The organism is Roseateles sp. GW821-FHT03B02, from assembly GCF_059421025.1.
Genome location: NZ_JBWKUV010000011.1, coordinates 32,770 through 50,428 on the forward strand (window position 1 = coordinate 32,770; position 17,659 = coordinate 50,428).

The following is a 17,659-nucleotide window of genomic DNA, read 5'->3' on the forward strand; positions in this document are numbered from 1 at the left end:
CGGGGGGCGGTGGCCGCGGTTGCGACCTTTTCACGCGCAAAGGCCCCGGGCGGCGCCTAGTCTGGTTGCAAGACGAGGTGCAACATGAACTCACGCCCCATGCCCCTGATGTGCGACGACTACGAGTTGCGGTTCGAGTCCCTGTTCCAGGCCGGCCGGGCGCTCGCCTTTCCCTGCGATGCCCATGGCGGCGTGCGCCTGGATTCCCTGAGCGACCGGGCGCGGCAGAACTATCTCTTCGCCCGCGCCGTCGTCGGTCGTGAATACGCCACGCCCGTCGTGCTGCGTCGCTGAAGGCGCCGTGCCGCGCTCGCCACGCAGCGCCTGAGCCTCACTTCGAGAAGCTGTCCTTCAGCCCGGTGATCTTGTTGAATACCGGCCGGTCGGCGCGGTGGTCGACGCGGTCGGTCACGAAGTAGCCGTGGCGTTCGAACTGCCAGCGCTGGTCGGCCGCCGCGCCGGCCAGCGAGGGCTCGACGAAGCCCTGCACCACGCGCAGCGAGTTCGGGTTCAGGAACTCGATGAAGTCGCGGCCGCCGGCATCGGGCTGGGGTTCGGCGAACAGGCGTTCGTACAGGCGCACCTCGGCCTGCACCGCTTCGTGCGCGCCCACCCAGCCGATGGTGCCCTTGACCTTCACGGCATCAGCGCCCGGTGTGCCGCTCTTGGTGTCGGGGATGACGGTGGCGAGTGCCGCGGTCACGTTGCCGTCGGCGTCCTTCTCGGCGCCGGTGCACTCGACGATGTAGCCGGCCTTCAGGCGCACCTTGTTGCCCGGGCTGAGGCTGCCGTCAGGCTGCCGTTGTGGCGGGTACAGGCGGAAATAGCCCTTGGGCGGCACTTCGACGAAGTCCTCGGCCTCGATCCACAGCTCGGGGCCGAGAGAGAACTTGCGCTGACCCAGCTCCGGCTTGTGCGGGTGGGCGGCCGTCTCGCAGGACTCGCGGTGGTCATTGCTGCCGAAGACCTCGGCGTAGTTCGTCAGCTTCAGCTTCAGCGGTTGCAGCACGGCAAAGGCGCGCGGGGCTTGTGGCTCCAGGTCGGCACGCAGGGCCTGGTCGAGGACGGTATCGTCGATCCAGGCATTCTGCTTGCTGGCACCGGTGGACTCCACCATCGCGCGCAGGCTGGCCGGCGTGAAGCCGCGGCGGCGCAGGCCCACCAGCGTCGGCATGCGCGGGTCGTCCCAGCCGCTGACGTGCTTCTCCTCCACCAGCTGGCGCAGTTTGCGCTTGCTGGTGACGACGTAGTTCAGGTTGAGGCGGCCGAACTCGATCTGCTGCGGCAGGGGCCGGGCCAGCAGCCCCAGGTCGGCAAGATGCTCCAGCAGCCAGTCGTAGAAAGGGCGCTGGTCTTCGAACTCCAGCGTGCAGATGCTGTGGGTGATGCGCTCCAGCGCGTCCTCGATGGGGTGGGCGAAGGTGTACATCGGGTAGATGCACCATTTGCTGCCGGTGGCGTGGTGTTCCGCGTGCTTGATGCGGTACAGCGTCGGGTCGCGCAGGTTGATGTTGGGCGAGGCCATGTCGATCCTGGCGCGCAGCACCATGTCGCCGTCGGCATGCCGGCCGTCGCGCATCTCGCGCAGACGGGCCAGGTTCTCGGCTGGGCTGCGGTCGCGGAAGGGGCTGTTCACGCCGGGCCTGCCGAAGTCGCCGCGGTTCATGCGCATCTCGTCGGCGCTCTGCTCGTCCACATAGGCATGGCCGGCGTTGACGAGCGCCTCGGCCGCGGCATACATAAAGTCGAAATAGCTGCTGGCTTCGTAGAGGTTGTCGCCCCAGCTCCAGCCCAGCCACTGCACCATCTCCTTGATGGCGTTGACGTACTCCACTTCCTCCTTCTCGGGGTTGGTGTCGTCGAAGCGTAGGTGGCAGGCGCCGCCGAAGTCGCGTGCCAGGCCGAAGTTCAGGCAGATGCTCTTGGCGTGGCCGATGTGCAGATAGCCGTTGGGCTCGGGCGGGAAGCGGGTGCGGATGCGCGCCTCGTCCAGCGGGCCCGCGGCGTGGTGGGCGGCGTCGCCCGGCGTGCCGGCGAAATGGCGGCCGGCGAACGTGCCAGCTTCGAGATCGTGCTCGATGCGCTGGCGCAGGAAGTTGCTGGCGGGGGCTGCGGAGGAGGCGGGCTGGCTCATGGCGGGCTCTAAAACGGAACCGGGCCACATGGCCCGGCGGAATGCGGCGATTTTACGGAGCCGGCGGGTGTGCCCGCAGCGGCAGCCGCACATGGGCCAGGCCGATGCTGATCCAGACGGCGACGCTGAAGTAGAGCGTCATCCAGACGACCTCGCTGCGCCAGTGCGCCCAGTCGTGCGACACGTGCCAGCGGTAGGCAGCATCGGCCACGCCAGCGGAGAGCGTCGGATAGACGCGGCCGGCGGCTTCGTCGGCCAGCCAGCGTTCCCAGTACATGGGCACGTCAACCGTGAACATGTAGGCGGCATAGAGGCTGCCTGCCATGATGGCCAGACCCAGCCAGCGCCTGGCCCGCACGGTGGTGCGGGGCCACAGGGCCAGCAGGGCCAGCACGCTGAGCAGGGCGACCGTGCCCCACAGCGTTTCCTCCACGACGTGGCCGATGTTGCGCGTCGTCAGCACGGCATACCAGGAGTGGCACTCGGCCAGTGTGATCAGCGGCAGCACGGCGTGCGACAGCCACAGCCCGCCGCGGTGCCGCGTGGCCAGCGCCGCACCGCGCAGCAGCAGCGCCCATTGGGCGGCGAAGCTCAGTTCCGCCAGCGTCGCCACCGTGCGGCCGACGATGACGCTGGACGCCCACGAATCAACCATGACGAGGCGCGGTACGTCGAACACCGGCAGCAGGGAGCGGTAGCCGCAGCCCAGCACGTACAGGGCCGACAGCAGCAGCTGCAGGCGCTGGTGCGGCCAGGTCGCGCCGTCGGGCCGATTGCGGTGCAGCCAGGCGGTGGAGGCCGTCCAGGCGACCAGGTTGAGCCCCGCGATGGCGCAAAGCAGATGCCACCAGTAGGTTGCGTCACTCATGGGTGTCTCCTCGGCCCGCTTCCTCAGCCCGATTTGCGCGGCCGCCCGGTCTTGACGGGTTCCAGCCGGTCCAGCGCAGCGGCCAGGGCCTGGGCGTCCAGCTCGGCCAGCGCATGCAGGCCGGCACGCAGCAGCTCGCTCTTCTTGGCCTCGCGCCTGGCGTCGTGCAGCCGGTGCTTGAGCTGGGCGATCAGCGCGTAGTCGGCCTCGGGCATGGTGAAGCCGTCGCGCACGAGCTTGGCGCGTTCGGCCGGGGCGGGTTTGCGGGGCTGGCTCATAACGATGAAAACCGTTTATACAGTTTTCATCGTTGCTAGGCTACAGGGCTTTGAAACGATGTGCGTGCACGCGGCTGACCGTCAGCTTCTCGGGCCGGCGGCGCAGTTCCAGCTGCACGGTGCCGTTCTCCTGGCGCAGCGCCCGGGCGACGGCGTCGATATGGACGACGGTCGAGCGGTGCACCAGCCAGAAGCGCTCGGGGTCGAGCTGGGGCAGCAGCTCGCGCAGGGACACGCGCACCCAGAACTCGCGTTCGGGAGTCACGGCGCGCACGTATTTGTCGGCGGCTTCGAGGTAGGCGATGTCGTCCACGGGCACCAGCTCGATGGCCTCGCCGACGGCGGCCTGCAGATGGCGCAGCCGCGGTGCCGGCGCGGCCTGGGCCAGCAGCTGGCGCAACGTGGCCAGCGTGGCGTCGCCGGTGGCCGGCTCGGCGAGGCGGGCCCGCAGTCGCTCGACGCTCTGGGCCAGACGCCCGGGCGTGACCGGCTTGAGCAGGTAGTCGGCCGCGGCCGTCTCGAAGGCCTGCAGCGCATACTGGTCATACGCCGTCACGAAGACGAAGAGGGGCAGGGCGCCGGCGTCGTCCGGCCAGTCCTCGGTGATGGCCTGGGCGGCCTCCAGCCCCGTCATACCCGGCATGCGAATGTCGAGAAAGCAGACCTGGGGTCGATGCCGCAGCGCCAGCTCGACGGCCGCCGTGCCGCTGCCGGCCTGGGCGACGACGTCCAGCGCCGGCCAGGCCGTGGCCAGCTCGGCGCGCAGGTTCTCGGCGAGCAGGGGCTCGTCCTCGGCGATCAGGGCGGTCGGGGTCATGTCAGCGGCGCCCGGCCGCGCGAAGGCGCTGACGCGCCGCCTCGGTCGGGAGTGAACGAAGTGAGCGTGGTGGCTTCATGTCTGGATCTCGATGCGGGCGACGCTGCCGCCGCCAGTTTGGGACTGCAGCGCGAAGCGGGCGCCGCCGCCGTAGCGCTGCGCCAGCCTTTCCTGCACCTGGCCGAGCCCGAAGCCGGTGCCGATGGCGGCAAGCTCGCTGCCCGAAGCCAGGCCGACGCCGCTCTCGGCCACCTCCAGCACCAGACTTTGGCCGGCCCTGGCGGCGCTGACGCGCAGCTCTCCGCCCTCCACATGCGGCTCCAGCCCGTGCTTGATCGCGTTTTCCACCAGCGGCTGCAGCAGCAGCGGCGGGATGGCGATGCCGGCCAGCTCGGCCGGCAGATCCAGCTTCACGCGCAGCCGCTCGCCCATGCGCAGCTTCATCAGCGCGAGATAGTCCGACAGGCGCTGGAACTCGTCCGCGAGGGCGTGCTCGGACGCGCGGCTGGCCTGCAGCGTGGCGCGCAGGTAGTCGATGAGGCGGTCCAGCATGCGCTGGGCCTCGTCGGGGCGCAGCTTGATGAGCACGCGCAGATGCGCCAGCGTGTTGAACAGCATGTGCGGCTCCAGCTGGCTCTGCAGCAGCGTGAGCCGTGCCTCGGCGGCCTGCTGCAGCGCTTGCGCCTGGGCCAGCCGCAATGTATTGACGCGGAGCAGCGAGAAGAAGAACAGCGTGGCCAGCAGCGACATCAGCAGCGCGAAGCCGACCGACAGTGCGGCGCGGCCGCCCGGCAGCTGCCAGGGCAGGGGCTCGTGCAGGCCGGTGATGGCGTTGGTCAACGCCACGCCACCGGCATAGCCCGCCACCGACCCCAGGGCGACGCAGGGCAGCATCCAGCCCCAGCCCACCCAGCCCTGGCTCAGCGCCGGGCTGTCGCCGCGCCAGCGCCGCAGCAGCCGGCTCATGGCGGTGGACAGCAGCGAGATCCAGGCGGAGATCTGCGCGCCGATCATGAAGGAATACAGCATGGACAGCCCGAAGTGGCTGCCACGCACGAGGTAGTTCACCAGGCCGGCCAGCAGGCAGATGGCGGCCGTGCCGCCGATGTGGGTCAGCCAGGAGTGGTGGCGGGAAGGCGTGGTCATGCCGCCAGCATCATGCCGCGCGCGGCGCGTTGCCAGCGAGGCGCGACGAACAGGGCCGGCGCGGCGCCAGCCGCATTCAGCGGTCGCCGCCGGTGTCGAGCTTGAAGACGCCCACCACCTCGTTCATGCGCTGGGCCTGGCCGCGCAGGCTGTCGGCGGCCGCGGCGGCCTCCTCCACGAGGGCGGCGTTCTGCTGCGTGACGCGGTCCAGCTGCTGCACGGCCTCGCTGACCTGGCCGATACCGGTGGTCTGCTCCTGGGTCGCCGAGCCTATCTCGGCGATCAGGTCGGCCACGCGCCGGACCTGGGTGACGATCTCGGTCATCGTGCTGCCGGCCTCGCCGACGAGCCGCGAGCCGGCGTCGACGTTGTCCACGCTCTGGCCGATCAGGGCCTTGATTTCGCGCGCCGCCTCGGCGCTGCGCTGGGCCAGGGCCCGCACCTCGCCGGCCACGACGGCGAAGCCGCGGCCCTGCTCGCCGGCCCGTGCGGCCTCCACGGCGGCGTTCAGCGCCAGGATGTTGGTCTGGAAGGCGATGCCGTCGATGGTGCCGATGATGTCGGCGATTCGGCTGGAGCTGGCCGAGATGTCGCCCATCGTCGCGATGACCTGCTGCACGACCTGGCCGCCGCGCGCGGCCACGCCGCTGGCGGACTCGGCGAGCTGGGTGGCCGTCTGCGCCGTCTCGGCGTTCTGGCGCACCGTGGCGTTCATCTCCTCCATGGAGGCAGCCGTCTGCTCCAGGTTGGCGGCCTGCTCCTCGGTGCGCTGCGACAGGTCGGCGTTGCCGCTGGCGATCTCGCCGGCGCCGGTGAGGATGGAGTCGGCGCCCTGGCGCACCTGACGCACGATGTTCACCAGGCCCTGGTTCATCTGGCTCAGCGCGGCCAGCAGCTCGGCGATCTCGTCGCGCCCTTCGGCGGTGATGGCCGAGCGCAGGTCGCCACCCGCCACGGCCTGGGCGTAGCCGACGGCACGCCGCACCGGCTCCGTGATGGAGCGCGTGATCAGCCAGGCCAGGCCCCCGCCCAACAGCAGCGCGGCTGCGGTGAGCAGGGCGGTCGTGGCGACTGCCGCCCCGCGGGTGTCCTGCCCGCGCTGGTACTCGGCAGCGGCCTCGTCGACCTGCAGCTTGACGAGCTGGTCGGACAGCTCGCGCGCCTTGCTGCCCAGCGGCAGCGTCTTTTCTTCGTAGATCAGCTGCGCGCTGCTCATGCCCCCGGCGGACAGCGCCGCGCCCACCGGCAGCAGACCTTCGTCGATATAGGCCTTGCGCGCCGCGACGAAGCGTTGCGCCAGGTCTCTTTCCTGCTCGGTCAGCTGCGTGGCCAGGTACTGGTCCATCAGCGACTGGCCGCGCTGGAGGTTGGCGGCGAGTTCGTCGCTGCGCCGCTTGATTTCATCGAAGCCCGGCGCGCGCAGCATCTCCACGATGACGAGGCGGTTGCGGGTGGAGAGGTTGTTCAGCTCGCCGAGCTGGGCCAGCGGAATGGTGCGGTCACGGTAGACCGTCTCCAGCCCCGCGGCGACGCGGTAGATGCCGCGCACGCTGATGGCTGCGACCGCCAGCATCAGCGCCAGCACGACGGCGAACGCGACGCCCAGCCGGCTGCCAATGCGCAATTGCTTCAGAGCGTTCATGCCATCCACCCTTCTGTGAGGTCGTCTCCCGGATGCAGAGAGTCTGCATGAACGGGCCGTTCGCGTCGACCAGGGCCTTCGCGACCCATGCCGGGTTGCCAGCAGGCCCTAGCGTCGGCGGCTGCTGCTGCTGCCGCCGAGGATGCTGCCCAGCACGCCGCGGATGATCTCGCGGCCCACGGCCGAGCCGATGCTGCGCACGGCCGACTTGGCGGCCGCCTCGGCCAGGCCGGGGTGGCGGCCGCCGCGCGGACCGGTGGTGCCGAAGAGCACGTCCTTGAGGCCGTCCATCATGCCGCCGGCGCTTTCCGCCGGTGCCGGCGCGGCCGGGCCGCCCTTGAAGACGCTGCCGGCCTCGGCCGCCATGCCGCCGCCGGCCGGCGCAGGCGCCGCCTTTCCGGAGAGCTTCTCGTAGGCGGACTCGCGGTCCAGCTGCTTCTCGTAGACGCCGGCCACCAGCGAGTTGGCGACGAGCTGCTGGCGCTGGGCCGGCGTGATGGGGCCGATCTGGCTGCCCGGCGGCAGCACGAAGACGCGCTCGGTGATGCTCGGGCGGCCCTTCTCGTCGAGCAGGCTCACCAGCGCCTCGCCCACGGCCAGCTCGGTAATGGCCGCGGCGATGTCCAACCCCGGCTTGGCGCGCATGGTGTCGGCCGCGCTCTTGACGGCCTTCTGGTCGCGCGGCGTGAAGGCGCGCAGCGCATGCTGCACGCGGTTGCCGAGCTGGCCCAGCACGGCGTCGGGGATGTCCAGCGGGTTCTGGGTCACGAAGTAGACGCCGACGCCCTTGGAGCGCACCAGGCGCACGACCAGCTCGATGCGTTCGATCAGTGCGTCAGGCGCGTCCTTGAACAGCAGGTGGGCCTCGTCGAAGAAGAAGACGAGCTTGGGCTTGTCCAGGTCGCCCACCTCAGGCAGGGTCTCGAACAGCTCGGAGAGCATCCACAGCAGGAAGGTCGCGTACAGCCGCGGCGCGTTCATCAGCTTGTCGGCCGCCAGCACGTTGATGACGCCCAGGCCGCCCTCGGTCTGCATGAAGTCGGCGATGTTGAGCATGGGCTCGCCGAAGAACTTGTCGCCGCCCTGGGCCTCGATCTGCAGCAGGCCGCGCTGGATGGCGCCCACGCTGGCGGCCGAGACGTTGCCGTACTGGGTGGTGAACTGACTCGCGTTGTCGCCCACGTGTTGCAGCATCGCGCGCAGGTCCTTCAGGTCCAGCAGCAGCAGGCCGTTGTCGTCGGCGATCTTGAACACCATCTGCAGCACGCCGGCCTGGGTCTCGTTCAGGGCCAGCATGCGGGCCAGCAGCAGCGGCCCCATGTCGGAGACGGTGGCGCGCACCGGGTGTCCTTGCTCGCCGAAGACATCCCACAGTGTGGTGGGGCAGGCGATCTTCTCGGGCGCTTCGAGGCCGCGGTCCTTCAGCACGCCCAGAAGCTTCTCGCCGGGGTTGCCGGCTTGGCTGATGCCGGTCAGGTCGCCCTTCACATCGGCCATGAAGACCGGCACGCCCAGCCTGGAAAAGCTCTCGGCGAGCTTCTGCAGGCTGATGGTCTTGCCGGTACCGGTGGCGCCGGTGATGAGGCCGTGTCGGTTGGCCAGCGCAGGCAGCAGCAGGCACTCGGTTTCGCCGTGGCGGGCCAGCAGGATGGGGTCGGTCATGGGGGGCTCCGTTCGTTGATGTCAGTCTAGGGCCACCGGCACCGCCAGCCCCTGCGAACGCGGGGGGTGTTGGCGGCCACGGTTGAGGGTTAGCCCGCTGCCGGCGCAGCACTGCGTGCACCGAGAGTGCCAGTCTCGGTGCCAGTGGCCTTCGATCCGGGGCCACCGGTCTTTGGATTCCTTATGGAGGAGAAGTCCTGATGTCCCGTTCTGCTCGTTTCACCCTCGGCCTGCTGGCCGCCGCTGCTGCCTGCTCGGTGCAGGCCGGCACCTTCGTCCTGCAGGCGCCTGCCTGGGGCGCAACCCAGAAGGCTGCGGTCGAGGCTGCCGGCGGCAGCGTCGACTACAGCCATGCCTCGGGCCTGGCCGTCGTGTCTTCCGACGCGGCCGACTTCCTGGCCAAGGTGCTGCGCGGCGGTGCCGTGACCAGCGGCGCCCCGGATATGGTCCTGCAGCAGGCGCCGGTGCGCGTCGTCGAGTTGAGCGCCGAGGAAGCCGCCAGCGTCGTCGTCAGCGACAACTTCTATTCGATCCAGTGGGCGCCGCAGGCAGTCGGCGCGCCGACCGCCTGGGCGGCCGGCTACAAGGGCAAGGGTGTGCGCGTGGCCGTCATCGACGGCGGCATTTACGGCGCCCATCCCGACCTGAAGGCCAACATCGACACGGCGGCAGCACGCTCCTTCGTGCCCGGCGGCGCCTGCCAGATGGCCTGGAACTGCGACACCGGCACGTTCTGGCACGGCACCCACGTGGCCGGCATCATCGCCGCGCCGCTGAACGGCCTCGGCGTCGTCGGCATCGCGCCGGAAGCGACCATCGTGCCGGTCAAGGGCCTGCACAACGGCTCGGGCAGCTTCGCCTCCATCATCTCGGCCATCCTCTACGCCTCGACCGAGGGCCGCGCCGACATCATCAACATGAGCCTGGGCGCCGTCTTCAACCGCGGCTCGCGCGATGCGTCCGAGCTCACCTCGGCGTTGAATCGCGCGATCAACACCGCCAGCCGCAACGGCACGCTGGTGCTGTCCGCGGCCGGCAACGAGGGTCTGGACATGGATCATAGCCAGAAGCTGGACCCGGCCGTGACCGACGGCCTCACGGGCGGCAACCTGATCGCCGTGCCGGCTGAAAGCGGCAACGGCATGGCCGTGTCGGCCACCGCTCCGCTCGGCTTCGCCTATGGCGCCACCAACTATGCCCGCTTCTCCAGCTACAGCAACTTCGGCAACTCGCTGGTCAGCGTGGCCGGCCCCGGCGGCGACTTCGCCTGGCCGACCAACGAGAACTGCACGCTGACCCGTACCGACGGCGTTGCGCTGACGCGGCCCTGCTGGGTGTTCGACATGGTGATGTCGACCGTGCGCGGTGCCCCCGGTTCGGCGGGGGGCTATGGCTGGGCTGCCGGCACCTCCATGGCCACGCCGGCCGTGGCCGCGGTGGCCGCGCTGATCAAGCAGAAGTACCCCGGTGCCTCGGTGGGCGAGCTGAAGACCCGCGTGCAGCGCGCTACCGTGGATGCCGGCAAGCCGGGCAACGATCCCTACTACGGCAAGGGCTTCATCAGCGCCGCCAAGGCCATCGCCGACTGATCCGCGTCAAGCCCGCCCCGAGGTCCCGGGGCGGGTCTCCCGATGTCGGCCCGTTAAACTCACGGGCTAGACATCAGGAGCTGGGCGCACATGGCTGGTCATTCCAAATGGGCCAATATTCAACACCGCAAAGGCCGCCAGGACGAGAAGCGCGGCAAGATCTGGACGCGCATCATCCGTGAGATCACGGTCGCGGCGCGCCAGGGTGGCCCGGACATCAAGGACAACCCCCGCCTGCGGCTGGCCGTCGACAAGGCCAAGGCCGCCAACATGCCGGCCGACCGCATCAAGTACAACATCGACAAGGCCAGCGGCAACATCGATGGCCTGACCTACGAGGAAATCCGCTACGAGGGCTATGGCATCGCCGGCGCGGCCATCATGATCGACACGATGACGGACAACCGCGTCCGCACCGTGGCCGAGGTGCGCCACGCCTTCAGCAAGTACGGCGGCAACATGGGAACGGACGGCTCGGTGGCCTTCCAGTTCAAGCACTGCGGCCAGCTGCTGTTCGCGCCCGGCACGTCGGAAGACAAGGTCATGGAAGTGGCGCTGGATGCGGGCGCGGAAGATGTTGTCACCGGTGACGACGGCGCCATCGAGGTGCTCACTTCGCCGGCCGACTACGAGGTCGTCAAGGCCGCGCTGGAGGCCGCCGGCCTGGTGCCGGAGCTGGCCGAGGTGACCATGCGCCCCGAGAACACCATCGAGCTGACCGGCGAGGACGCCGAGCGCATGCAGAAGCTGCTGGACGTCATCGAAGACCTCGACGACACGCAAGCGGTCTATCACAACGCCGAGCTGAACTGATGCGAGTCCTTGTCATTGGCAACGGCGGCCGCGAGCACGCGCTGGCCTGGAAACTGGCCCAGGGCGAGCGCGTCAGCCAGGTGTTCGTCGCGCCCGGCAACGGCGGCACGGCCCGCGACGAGCGGCTGCAGAACGTGCCCATCGCCCTTGCCGACGTGAAGGCGCTGGCCGATTTCGCCGTCGAGCAGAAGATCACGCTGACCGTCGTCGGCCCCGAGGCGGCGCTGGCCGCCGGCGTCGTCGACGAGTTTCGCGCCCGGGGTCTGCGCATCTTCGGCCCCACCAAGGCCGCGGCGCAGCTGGAGAGCTCCAAGGCCTTTGCCAAGGACTTCATGAAGCGTCATGGCATCCCGACTGCGGCCTACGAGACCTTCTCCGACCCCGCCGCCGCCCATGCATACGTGGACGGCCGCGGCGCCCCCATCGTCATCAAGGCCGACGGCCTAGCGGCGGGCAAGGGCGTGGTCGTCGCGATGACGCTGGACGAGGCCCACGAGGCGATCTCGTGGATCCTGGAAGACAACAGGCTCGGCGTGACGCACAACGAAGGCGGCGCGCGCGTCGTCATCGAGGACTTTCTCGCCGGCGAGGAAGCCAGCTTCATCGTCGTCTGTGACGGCAGGAACGTCGTGTCCCTGGCCACCAGCCAGGACCACAAGCGCCTGCTGGACGGCGACGCCGGCCCCAACACCGGCGGCATGGGGGCCTACTCGCCCGCGCCGGTCGTCACACCCAACGTGCATGCCAAGGTCATGCACGAGATCATCCAGCCGACCATCGCCGGCATGGCCAAGGACGGCCACCCCTTCACCGGCTTCCTGTACGCCGGGCTGATGATCGACGACCACGGCCAGCCGCGCACCGTCGAGTTCAACACCCGCATGGGCGACCCCGAGACCCAGCCCATCATGATGCGGCTCAAGAGCGACCTCTTCGAGCTGATGATGCACGCCACCGACGGCACGCTGGACCAGGTCGAGCTGCAGTGGGACCGCCGCGTCGCGCTGGGCGTCGTGCTCGCTGCCGAGGGCTACCCGCTGGAGCCCCGCAAGGGCGACGCCATCAGCGGCCTGCCCGAAGACGAGGACGAGGCCATGGTCTTCCATGCCGGCACGGCGATGGTAGACGGCAACCTCGTGACCAGTGGAGGCCGAGTGCTCTGCGTGACGGCCCTGGGTGAATCCGTGCGCACGGCGGCGCAGCGCGCCTACGACGCGGCCTCGGGCATCCAGTTCGCCGGCCGCCAGTACCGTTCCGACATCGGCCACCGGGCCATCAAGCGTTGACCCCCAACCCCTCGATCCAGCCTACCGTCCTCAGCGGGCCGCTGCACCCCCACGGCCGGGAAAGCCGCCTGGCGCGCCGGGTGCTGCGCCTGTTCGGCTGGACGGTGGATGCGCCCGGCCTGCCAGCGGAGCAGGGCGTCATCCTGGTCTATCCACACACGTCCAACTGGGACTTCGTCATCGGCGTGCTGGCCAAGTGGACGCTGGGCCTGCAGCTGCGCTTCTGGGGCAAGGACAGCCTCTTCAAGGTGCCGCTGCTGGGCCGCTGGGCGCGCTGGATCGGCGGCGTGGCGGTGGACCGCAGCAGCCGCCATGGCATCGTGGGCGACACCGTGCAGCAGATGAAGGCGGCGGCCGCGCGCGGCGAGCGTTTCTGGCTGGCCGTGGCGCCCGAGGGCACGCGCTCGCTGACGACCGGCTGGCGCACCGGCGCCTACCAGGTGGCCGTGCAGGCCGGTGTACCGGTGGGGCTGTGCTATTTCGATTTCAAGGAACGTGTCGTGTCGCTGACCCGCTTCGTCAGGCTGACCGGCGACATGCAGGCCGACTTCGCCGCCTTTGCCGACTACCTCGGCCCGCGCACGGCCAGGCGCCCCGAGCTGGCCGGCCCCATCCGCCCGCGCCAATGAACACCCAAGCCGTCCGCGACTATCTGCTCGACCTGCAACAGCGCATCGTCACCGCGCTGGAGGCGGCCGATGGCAACGCCTTCCTCAGCGACGGCTGGACGCGTGAGCCCGGTGGCCGGCTGGAGGGCGACGGCCTGTCTCGCCTCATCGAGGGCGGCTCGGTGTTCGAGCGCGGCGGCGTCAACTTCTCGCACGTGAAGGGCCGTGTGCTGCCGCCCTCGGCCACCCAGCACCGGCCGGAGCTGGCCGGCGCACCCTTCGAGGCCATGGGCGTGTCGCTGGTCATCCACCCGCACAACCCCTTCGTGCCGACCGTGCACATGAACGTGCGTGCCTTCATCGCCCTGCCGCCCGCCGCGCCCGCCGTGACTTGGTTCGGCGGCGGCATGGACTTGACGCCCTATTACGGCTACGAACGCGACGCCCAGCATTTCCACCGCGTCTGCCGCGAGGCGCTGGCACCGCACGGGCCCGAACTGCACCCGAAGTTCAAGACCTGGTGCGACGACTACTTCTTCCTGAAGCACCGCAACGAACCGCGCGGCATCGGCGGCATCTTCTTCGACGACTTCAACGAGGGCGGCTTCGACGCGGGCTTCGCGCTGATCCGCTCGGTGGGCGACGCCTTCACCCAGGCCTACCTGCCCATCGTCGAGCGCCGCCAGGGCTATGCCTACGGTGAGCGCGAGCGCGACTTCCAGGCTTACCGACGCGGCCGCTACGTCGAGTTCAACCTTGTTTGGGACCGCGGTACGCTGTTCGGGCTGCAGTCCGGCGGCCGCACCGAATCCATCCTGATGTCCATGCCGCCGCAGGTGAGCTGGCGCTACGACTGGGCGCCCGAGGCGGGCACGCCCGAGGCGCGGCTTTACACCGACTTCCTGCGGCCGCGCGACTGGGCCGACGAAACCCCGACCGCACTCTGGCTGTGAAACTTGCCCTTTTCGGCGGCAGCTTCGATCCGCCCCATCTCGGCCACCTGGCCTTCGCCCGCTTCGCATTGGACGCGCTGGCGCCCGATCGCATGGTCTGGCTGCCCGCCGGCCGGCAATGGCAGAAGCCCGACCAGATCATGGCCGCCGCCGTGCACCGCGCCGGCATGATCAAGCGGCTGATCGCCGGCGAGCCGCGCTTTGTGCTGGACGAGCGCGAACTGCACCGCCGCGGCCCCAGCTTCACGGCCGACACGCTGCGCGAGTTCGCGGGCCAGAACCCGGGCGCCGAGCTGTTGTTCTTGATCGGCCAGGACCAGTACGCCCGGCTGCCGACCTGGTACCAGGTGGAAACCGTCGTGTCGCTGGCCACGCTGGTCGTCGTGCCGCGCGGTGGCGAGGCCGTCGTCACGCCGCCTGGCCTGCCGGCCCACCGCCTGCGCGTGCTGGCCCTGCCTGAGAACCCCCTTTCGTCCACTGCCGTGCGTGACGCCGTTGCGCGCGGCGAGGACATCAGCCCCATGGTGGGCGCCGAGGTGGCGAGCTATATTGCCTCGCACCGCCTCTACGAGAAGAAGCACTGAATGGACATCCGCAAGCTGCAACGCGCCATCGTCGATGGTCTCGAAGACGTGAAGGCACAGAACATCGTCGTGTTCAACACCGAGCATCTGTCGCCCCTGTTCGAGCGCGTCATCATCGCGTCCGGCACGAGCAACCGGCAGACCAAGGCCCTGGCCTCCAGCGTGCGCGAGACCGTCAAGGGCCGCGGCATGCAGGTCATGCGCACCGAGGGCGAGGACAACGGCGAATGGATCATCGTGGACTGCGGTGCCGCCGTCGTGCACGTGATGCAGCCCGCCATCCGCGATTACTACCACCTCGAAGAGATCTGGGGTGACAAGCCCGTCAAGCTCAAGCTGGGCAGCGGTGAGGTCAAGCTCGTGAAGGCCTCCGAGCCCGAGCCGGCTGCGAAGAAGGCGCCGGCCAGGAAGTCCGCCGCCCCGGCCAAGAAGGCACCGACCGCCAAGAAGGCCGCACCGGCCAAGAAGGGCGTCAGCCGCGTCGTCGGCGCCAAGACGCCGGCGGCCAAGACCGTCAAGGTTGGCGCTGCCAAGCCGGCGGCCAAGAAGACCGGTGCCAAGGCCGCTCCTGCCAAGAAGGCAGCGCCCGTCAAGCCGGTGGCCAAGACGGTGGCCAAGAAGGTCGTCGCCAAGAAAGCCCCTGCCAGGAAGGCAGCCGCGAAGAAGGGCTGATGCGCCTGCTGCTTGTCGCCGTGGGCCAGCGCCAGCCGGCCTGGGCCGACACCGCCTACGAAGACTTCGCCAAGCGCTTCCCGCCCGAGCTCAGGCTGGAACTCAAGGCCGTCAAGGCCGAGACGCGTGGCAGCAAGACGGCCGAGCAGCTGATGGCGGCCGAGGCGGCGCGCATCGAGGCGGCTCTGCCGAAAGGCGTGCGCCGCATCGTCCTCGACGAACGCGGCGAGCGCCGCACCTCGGTGCAACTGGCCGAACGGCTCAAGCTGTGGATGGGCGAAGGCCGCGACGCGGCGCTCATCATCGGCGGCCCCGACGGCCTGCATCCCGACCTCAAGGCCACGGCCGACGAGACGCTGCGGCTGTCCGACCTGACGCTGCCGCACGCCTTCGCCCGCGTGCTGCTGGCCGAGGGCCTGTATCGCGCCTGGACCGTCACGACCGGCCATCCCTACCACCGTGAGTAAGCTGCTCTATCTGGCGTCCCAGAGCCCGCGCCGCCGCCAGCTGCTGGAGCAGATCGGGCTCGGGCACGAGCTGCTGCTGCCGGGCGCTGACGAAGATGCGGAAGCCCTGGAGGCCGTGCAGGCCGGCGAACTGCCTGAGGCCTACTGCGCCCGCGTCACCGCCGCCAAGCTCGATGCCGCGCTGGCCCGCCTGGCTGCACGCGGCCTGCCGCCGGCACCCGTCCTGTGCGCCGACACGACGGTGGCCGTCGATCACCTCATCCTCGGCAAGCCGGCAGACGCGGCCGATGCCGCCCGCATGCTGGGGCTGATGTCGGGGCGCACCCATCGCGTCATCACGGCGGTTGCCGTCGCCGACTCCTCGCACCGGGCGGCTGCGCTGAACGTGTCCCAGGTCGAGTTCGCACCGCTGTCTGCCGCGCAGATCGAACGCTACGTCGCGAGCGGCGAGCCCTTCGGCAAGGCCGGCGCCTATGCCATCCAGAGCCAGGCGGCGGCCTGGATCGTGAAGATTGCCGGCAGCTACTCGGGCATCATGGGGTTGCCCCTCTTTGAGACAGCCCGGCTGTTGGGGAAATTCGGTTTTGAGTTTTGACGCTTGCGTGCGGGGCGCGCGCAAGGGTCAGCATTCAAAGGTTCGCGATGGAAGACATCCTGATCAACTGGTCACCGCAGGAGACGCGGGTGGCCGTGGTCGAGAACGGCGCCGTGCAGGAACTGCACATCGAGCGCACCCTGGAGCGGGGCTTGGTGGGCAACGTCTATCTCGGCAAGGTCGTGCGGGTGCTGCCCGGCATGCAGTCGGCCTTCATCGACATCGGCCTGGAGCGTGCTGCCTTTTTGCACGTGGCGGACCTGCACAGCGCCTCGCAGTTCGGCCATGGCCGGCACCAGAACGCCCATGGTGTGGAGGTGCCGCCAACGCCCATCGAGCGCCTGGTCTTCGAGGGCCAGCCGCTGACGGTGCAGGTCATCAAGGACCCCATCGGCACCAAGGGCGCCCGCCTGTCCAGCCAGATCAGCATCGCCGGGCGCATGCTGGTCTGTCTGCCACAGGACGAGCACATCGGCATCAGCCAGAAGATCGGCTCGCCGGAGACGCGCGAGGCGCTGCGCGCCCGCATGGTGGCGCTGGTGGGCACGAAGGAGCAGGGCGGCGGCGGCGGCTTCATCCTGCGTACCAATGCCGAAGACGCCAGCGACGAGGAGCTGGCAGCCGACATCGCCTACCTGCGCAAGACCTGGCAGCAGATCCGCGAGAAGGCCTTGACCATGCCGCCGGCCAGCCTGCTGCACCAGGATCTCAGCCTCGTCGAGCGCGTGCTGCGCGACCTGACGAGCGAGCGCACGGGCTCCATCCGCATCGACTCCAAGATGCAGTACGACGTGCTGCGCGCCTTCGGCGAGACCTTCATGCCGGCGGCCACCGCCAAGCTAGAGCACTACCGCGGCGAGCGGCCCATCTTCGACCTGTGCAATGTCGACGCCGAGATCGCGCGGGCGCTGGCGCGCAAGGTGGAGCTGAAGTCCGGCGGCTCGCTGGTGTTCGACCAGACCGAGGCGATGACGACCATCGACGTCAACACCGGCGGCTTCGTCGGGGCCAGGAACTTCGACGACACCATCTTCAAGACCAACCTCGAGGCGGCCGGCGCCATCGCGCGCCAGCTGCGCCTGCGCAACCTGGGCGGCATCATCATCGTCGACTTCATCGACATGACGCGCGAGGAGCACAAGGCCGCGGTGCTGGCCGAGTTCAAGAAGCAGCTGGCGCGTGACCGCACCAAGGTCACCGTCGGCGGCTTCACGCAGCTGGGCCTGGTCGAGATGACGCGCAAGCGCACGCGCGAGTCGCTGGCGCGCATGCTCTGCGAGCCCTGCCCGACCTGCGAGGGCCGCGGCCAGGTGAAGACGGCGCGCTCGGTCTGCTACGACATCCTGCGCGAGATCCTGCGCGAGGCGCGCCAGTTCTCGCCGCGTGAATTCCGCGTCGTGGCGGCGGCCAATGTCGTCGAGATGATGCTCGACGAGGAGAGCGCCCACCTGGCCGGCCTGTCGGACTTCATCGGCAAGCCCATCTCGCTGACTGCCGAGCCGACCAACCAGACCGAGCACTACGACATCGTGCTGCTCTGAGTCG

Annotated in this window: 18 protein-coding genes; 11 read left to right on the forward strand and 7 right to left on the reverse strand. The window is 69.5% G+C overall.

Translation table 11 applies throughout. From position 1 onward, the window contains the following. Positions 1–84 precede the first annotated feature (84 nt). Positions 85–294, forward strand: a complete 210-nt coding sequence (locus AC07VX_RS24110) for a hypothetical protein (RefSeq protein WP_493166718.1) — start codon at positions 85–87, stop codon at positions 292–294. A 37-nt stretch (positions 295–331) separates the two neighbouring features. Here the strand turns inward: AC07VX_RS24110 and AC07VX_RS24115 are convergent, their stop codons facing one another. The 7 genes from AC07VX_RS24115 to AC07VX_RS24145 all read right to left on the reverse strand — a co-directional run bounded on the left by AC07VX_RS24115 (position 332) and on the right by AC07VX_RS24145 (position 8,547). Continuing rightward, positions 332–2,134 (reverse strand): glutamine--tRNA ligase/YqeY domain fusion protein, encoded by a 1,803-nt coding sequence (locus tag AC07VX_RS24115; protein WP_493166719.1) that lies wholly within the window; start codon positions 2,132–2,134, stop codon positions 332–334. A gap of 52 nt (positions 2,135–2,186) precedes the next feature. Beyond that, positions 2,187–3,002 (reverse strand): hypothetical protein, encoded by an 816-nt coding sequence (locus AC07VX_RS24120; RefSeq protein WP_493166720.1) that lies wholly within the window; start codon positions 3,000–3,002, stop codon positions 2,187–2,189. 23 nt (positions 3,003–3,025) lie between these two features. Beyond that, positions 3,026–3,280, reverse strand: a complete 255-nt coding sequence (locus AC07VX_RS24125; protein WP_493166721.1) for a hypothetical protein — start codon at positions 3,278–3,280, stop codon at positions 3,026–3,028. A 40-nt stretch (positions 3,281–3,320) separates the two neighbouring features. Then, the gene (locus tag AC07VX_RS24130; RefSeq protein ID WP_493166722.1) at positions 3,321–4,097 is read right to left on the reverse strand and encodes a LytR/AlgR family response regulator transcription factor; all 777 of its coding nucleotides are present in this window, start codon (positions 4,095–4,097) and stop codon (positions 3,321–3,323) included. 75 nt (positions 4,098–4,172) lie between these two features. Then, the gene (locus AC07VX_RS24135) at positions 4,173–5,243 is read right to left on the reverse strand and encodes a sensor histidine kinase (protein WP_493166723.1); all 1,071 of its coding nucleotides are present in this window, start codon (positions 5,241–5,243) and stop codon (positions 4,173–4,175) included. A gap of 76 nt (positions 5,244–5,319) precedes the next feature. Further along, the gene (locus AC07VX_RS24140; RefSeq protein ID WP_493166725.1) at positions 5,320–6,885 is read right to left on the reverse strand and encodes a methyl-accepting chemotaxis protein; all 1,566 of its coding nucleotides are present in this window, start codon (positions 6,883–6,885) and stop codon (positions 5,320–5,322) included. Between the two features lie 108 nt (positions 6,886–6,993). After that, on the reverse strand, positions 6,994–8,547 hold the full coding sequence (locus AC07VX_RS24145) for a helicase HerA-like domain-containing protein (protein ID WP_493166726.1): 1,554 nt from the start codon (positions 8,545–8,547) through the stop codon (positions 6,994–6,996). 200 nt (positions 8,548–8,747) lie between these two features. Here AC07VX_RS24145 and AC07VX_RS24150 point away from each other — a divergent pair, with 200 nt between their 5' ends. The 10 genes from AC07VX_RS24150 to rng all read left to right on the forward strand — a co-directional run bounded on the left by AC07VX_RS24150 (position 8,748) and on the right by rng (position 17,655). Then, positions 8,748–10,136 (forward strand): S8 family peptidase, encoded by a 1,389-nt coding sequence (locus tag AC07VX_RS24150; RefSeq protein WP_493166727.1) that lies wholly within the window; start codon positions 8,748–8,750, stop codon positions 10,134–10,136. Positions 10,137–10,226: 90 nt separating this feature from the next. Further along, positions 10,227–10,949 carry a YebC/PmpR family DNA-binding transcriptional regulator gene (locus AC07VX_RS24155; protein WP_493166729.1) on the forward strand — a complete coding sequence of 241 codons (723 nt, stop codon included), beginning with the start codon at positions 10,227–10,229 and terminating at the stop codon, positions 10,947–10,949. Then, positions 10,949–12,235, forward strand: coding sequence for a phosphoribosylamine--glycine ligase (gene purD, locus AC07VX_RS24160; RefSeq protein ID WP_493166731.1), 1,287 nt, complete (start codon positions 10,949–10,951; stop codon positions 12,233–12,235). The genes AC07VX_RS24155 and purD overlap by 1 nt, the downstream gene beginning before the upstream one ends. Continuing rightward, entirely contained in the window at positions 12,232–12,864 is a 633-nt protein-coding gene (locus AC07VX_RS24165; RefSeq protein WP_493166732.1) for a 1-acyl-sn-glycerol-3-phosphate acyltransferase, read from the forward strand. Before purD ends, AC07VX_RS24165 begins: the two co-directional genes overlap by 4 nt. Continuing rightward, complete coding sequence (gene hemF / locus AC07VX_RS24170; protein ID WP_493166734.1) at positions 12,861–13,796, forward strand: oxygen-dependent coproporphyrinogen oxidase; 936 nt, start codon at positions 12,861–12,863, stop codon at positions 13,794–13,796. Before AC07VX_RS24165 ends, hemF begins: the two co-directional genes overlap by 4 nt. Next, positions 13,793–14,380, forward strand: a complete 588-nt coding sequence (nadD, locus tag AC07VX_RS24175) for a nicotinate-nucleotide adenylyltransferase (protein ID WP_493166736.1) — start codon at positions 13,793–13,795, stop codon at positions 14,378–14,380. Before hemF ends, nadD begins: the two co-directional genes overlap by 4 nt. After that, on the forward strand, positions 14,381–15,052 hold the full coding sequence (rsfS, locus tag AC07VX_RS24180; RefSeq protein WP_493166737.1) for a ribosome silencing factor: 672 nt from the start codon (positions 14,381–14,383) through the stop codon (positions 15,050–15,052). Further along, positions 15,052–15,519, forward strand: a complete 468-nt coding sequence (rlmH, locus tag AC07VX_RS24185) for a 23S rRNA (pseudouridine(1915)-N(3))-methyltransferase RlmH (RefSeq protein WP_493166738.1) — start codon at positions 15,052–15,054, stop codon at positions 15,517–15,519. The genes rsfS and rlmH overlap by 1 nt, the downstream gene beginning before the upstream one ends. Then, the gene (locus tag AC07VX_RS24190) at positions 15,512–16,114 is read left to right on the forward strand and encodes a Maf family protein (RefSeq protein ID WP_493166739.1); all 603 of its coding nucleotides are present in this window, start codon (positions 15,512–15,514) and stop codon (positions 16,112–16,114) included. Before rlmH ends, AC07VX_RS24190 begins: the two co-directional genes overlap by 8 nt. A 47-nt stretch (positions 16,115–16,161) precedes the next feature. After that, positions 16,162–17,655: a ribonuclease G gene (gene rng, locus AC07VX_RS24195; protein WP_493166740.1), complete on the forward strand. Its 1,494-nt coding sequence runs from the start codon at positions 16,162–16,164 to the stop codon at positions 17,653–17,655. Positions 17,656–17,659 lie beyond the last annotated feature (4 nt).

Coding starts and splice junctions, on each gene's coding strand:
- AC07VX_RS24110 (WP_493166718.1), top strand. CDS start 85: ATGAACTCACGCCCCATGCCCCTGATGTGCGACGACTACGAGTTGCGG.
- AC07VX_RS24115 (WP_493166719.1), bottom strand. CDS start 2,134: ATGAGCCAGCCCGCCTCCTCCGCAGCCCCCGCCAGCAACTTCCTGCGC.
- AC07VX_RS24120 (WP_493166720.1), bottom strand. CDS start 3,002: ATGAGTGACGCAACCTACTGGTGGCATCTGCTTTGCGCCATCGCGGGG.
- AC07VX_RS24125 (WP_493166721.1), bottom strand. CDS start 3,280: ATGAGCCAGCCCCGCAAACCCGCCCCGGCCGAACGCGCCAAGCTCGTG.
- AC07VX_RS24130 (WP_493166722.1), bottom strand. CDS start 4,097: ATGACCCCGACCGCCCTGATCGCCGAGGACGAGCCCCTGCTCGCCGAG.
- AC07VX_RS24135 (WP_493166723.1), bottom strand. CDS start 5,243: ATGACCACGCCTTCCCGCCACCACTCCTGGCTGACCCACATCGGCGGC.
- AC07VX_RS24140 (WP_493166725.1), bottom strand. CDS start 6,885: ATGAACGCTCTGAAGCAATTGCGCATTGGCAGCCGGCTGGGCGTCGCG.
- AC07VX_RS24145 (WP_493166726.1), bottom strand. CDS start 8,547: ATGACCGACCCCATCCTGCTGGCCCGCCACGGCGAAACCGAGTGCCTG.
- AC07VX_RS24150 (WP_493166727.1), top strand. CDS start 8,748: ATGTCCCGTTCTGCTCGTTTCACCCTCGGCCTGCTGGCCGCCGCTGCT.
- AC07VX_RS24155 (WP_493166729.1), top strand. CDS start 10,227: ATGGCTGGTCATTCCAAATGGGCCAATATTCAACACCGCAAAGGCCGC.
- purD (WP_493166731.1), top strand. CDS start 10,949: ATGCGAGTCCTTGTCATTGGCAACGGCGGCCGCGAGCACGCGCTGGCC.
- hemF (WP_493166734.1), top strand. CDS start 12,861: ATGAACACCCAAGCCGTCCGCGACTATCTGCTCGACCTGCAACAGCGC.
- rsfS (WP_493166737.1), top strand. CDS start 14,381: ATGGACATCCGCAAGCTGCAACGCGCCATCGTCGATGGTCTCGAAGAC.
- rlmH (WP_493166738.1), top strand. CDS start 15,052: ATGCGCCTGCTGCTTGTCGCCGTGGGCCAGCGCCAGCCGGCCTGGGCC.
- rng (WP_493166740.1), top strand. CDS start 16,162: ATGGAAGACATCCTGATCAACTGGTCACCGCAGGAGACGCGGGTGGCC.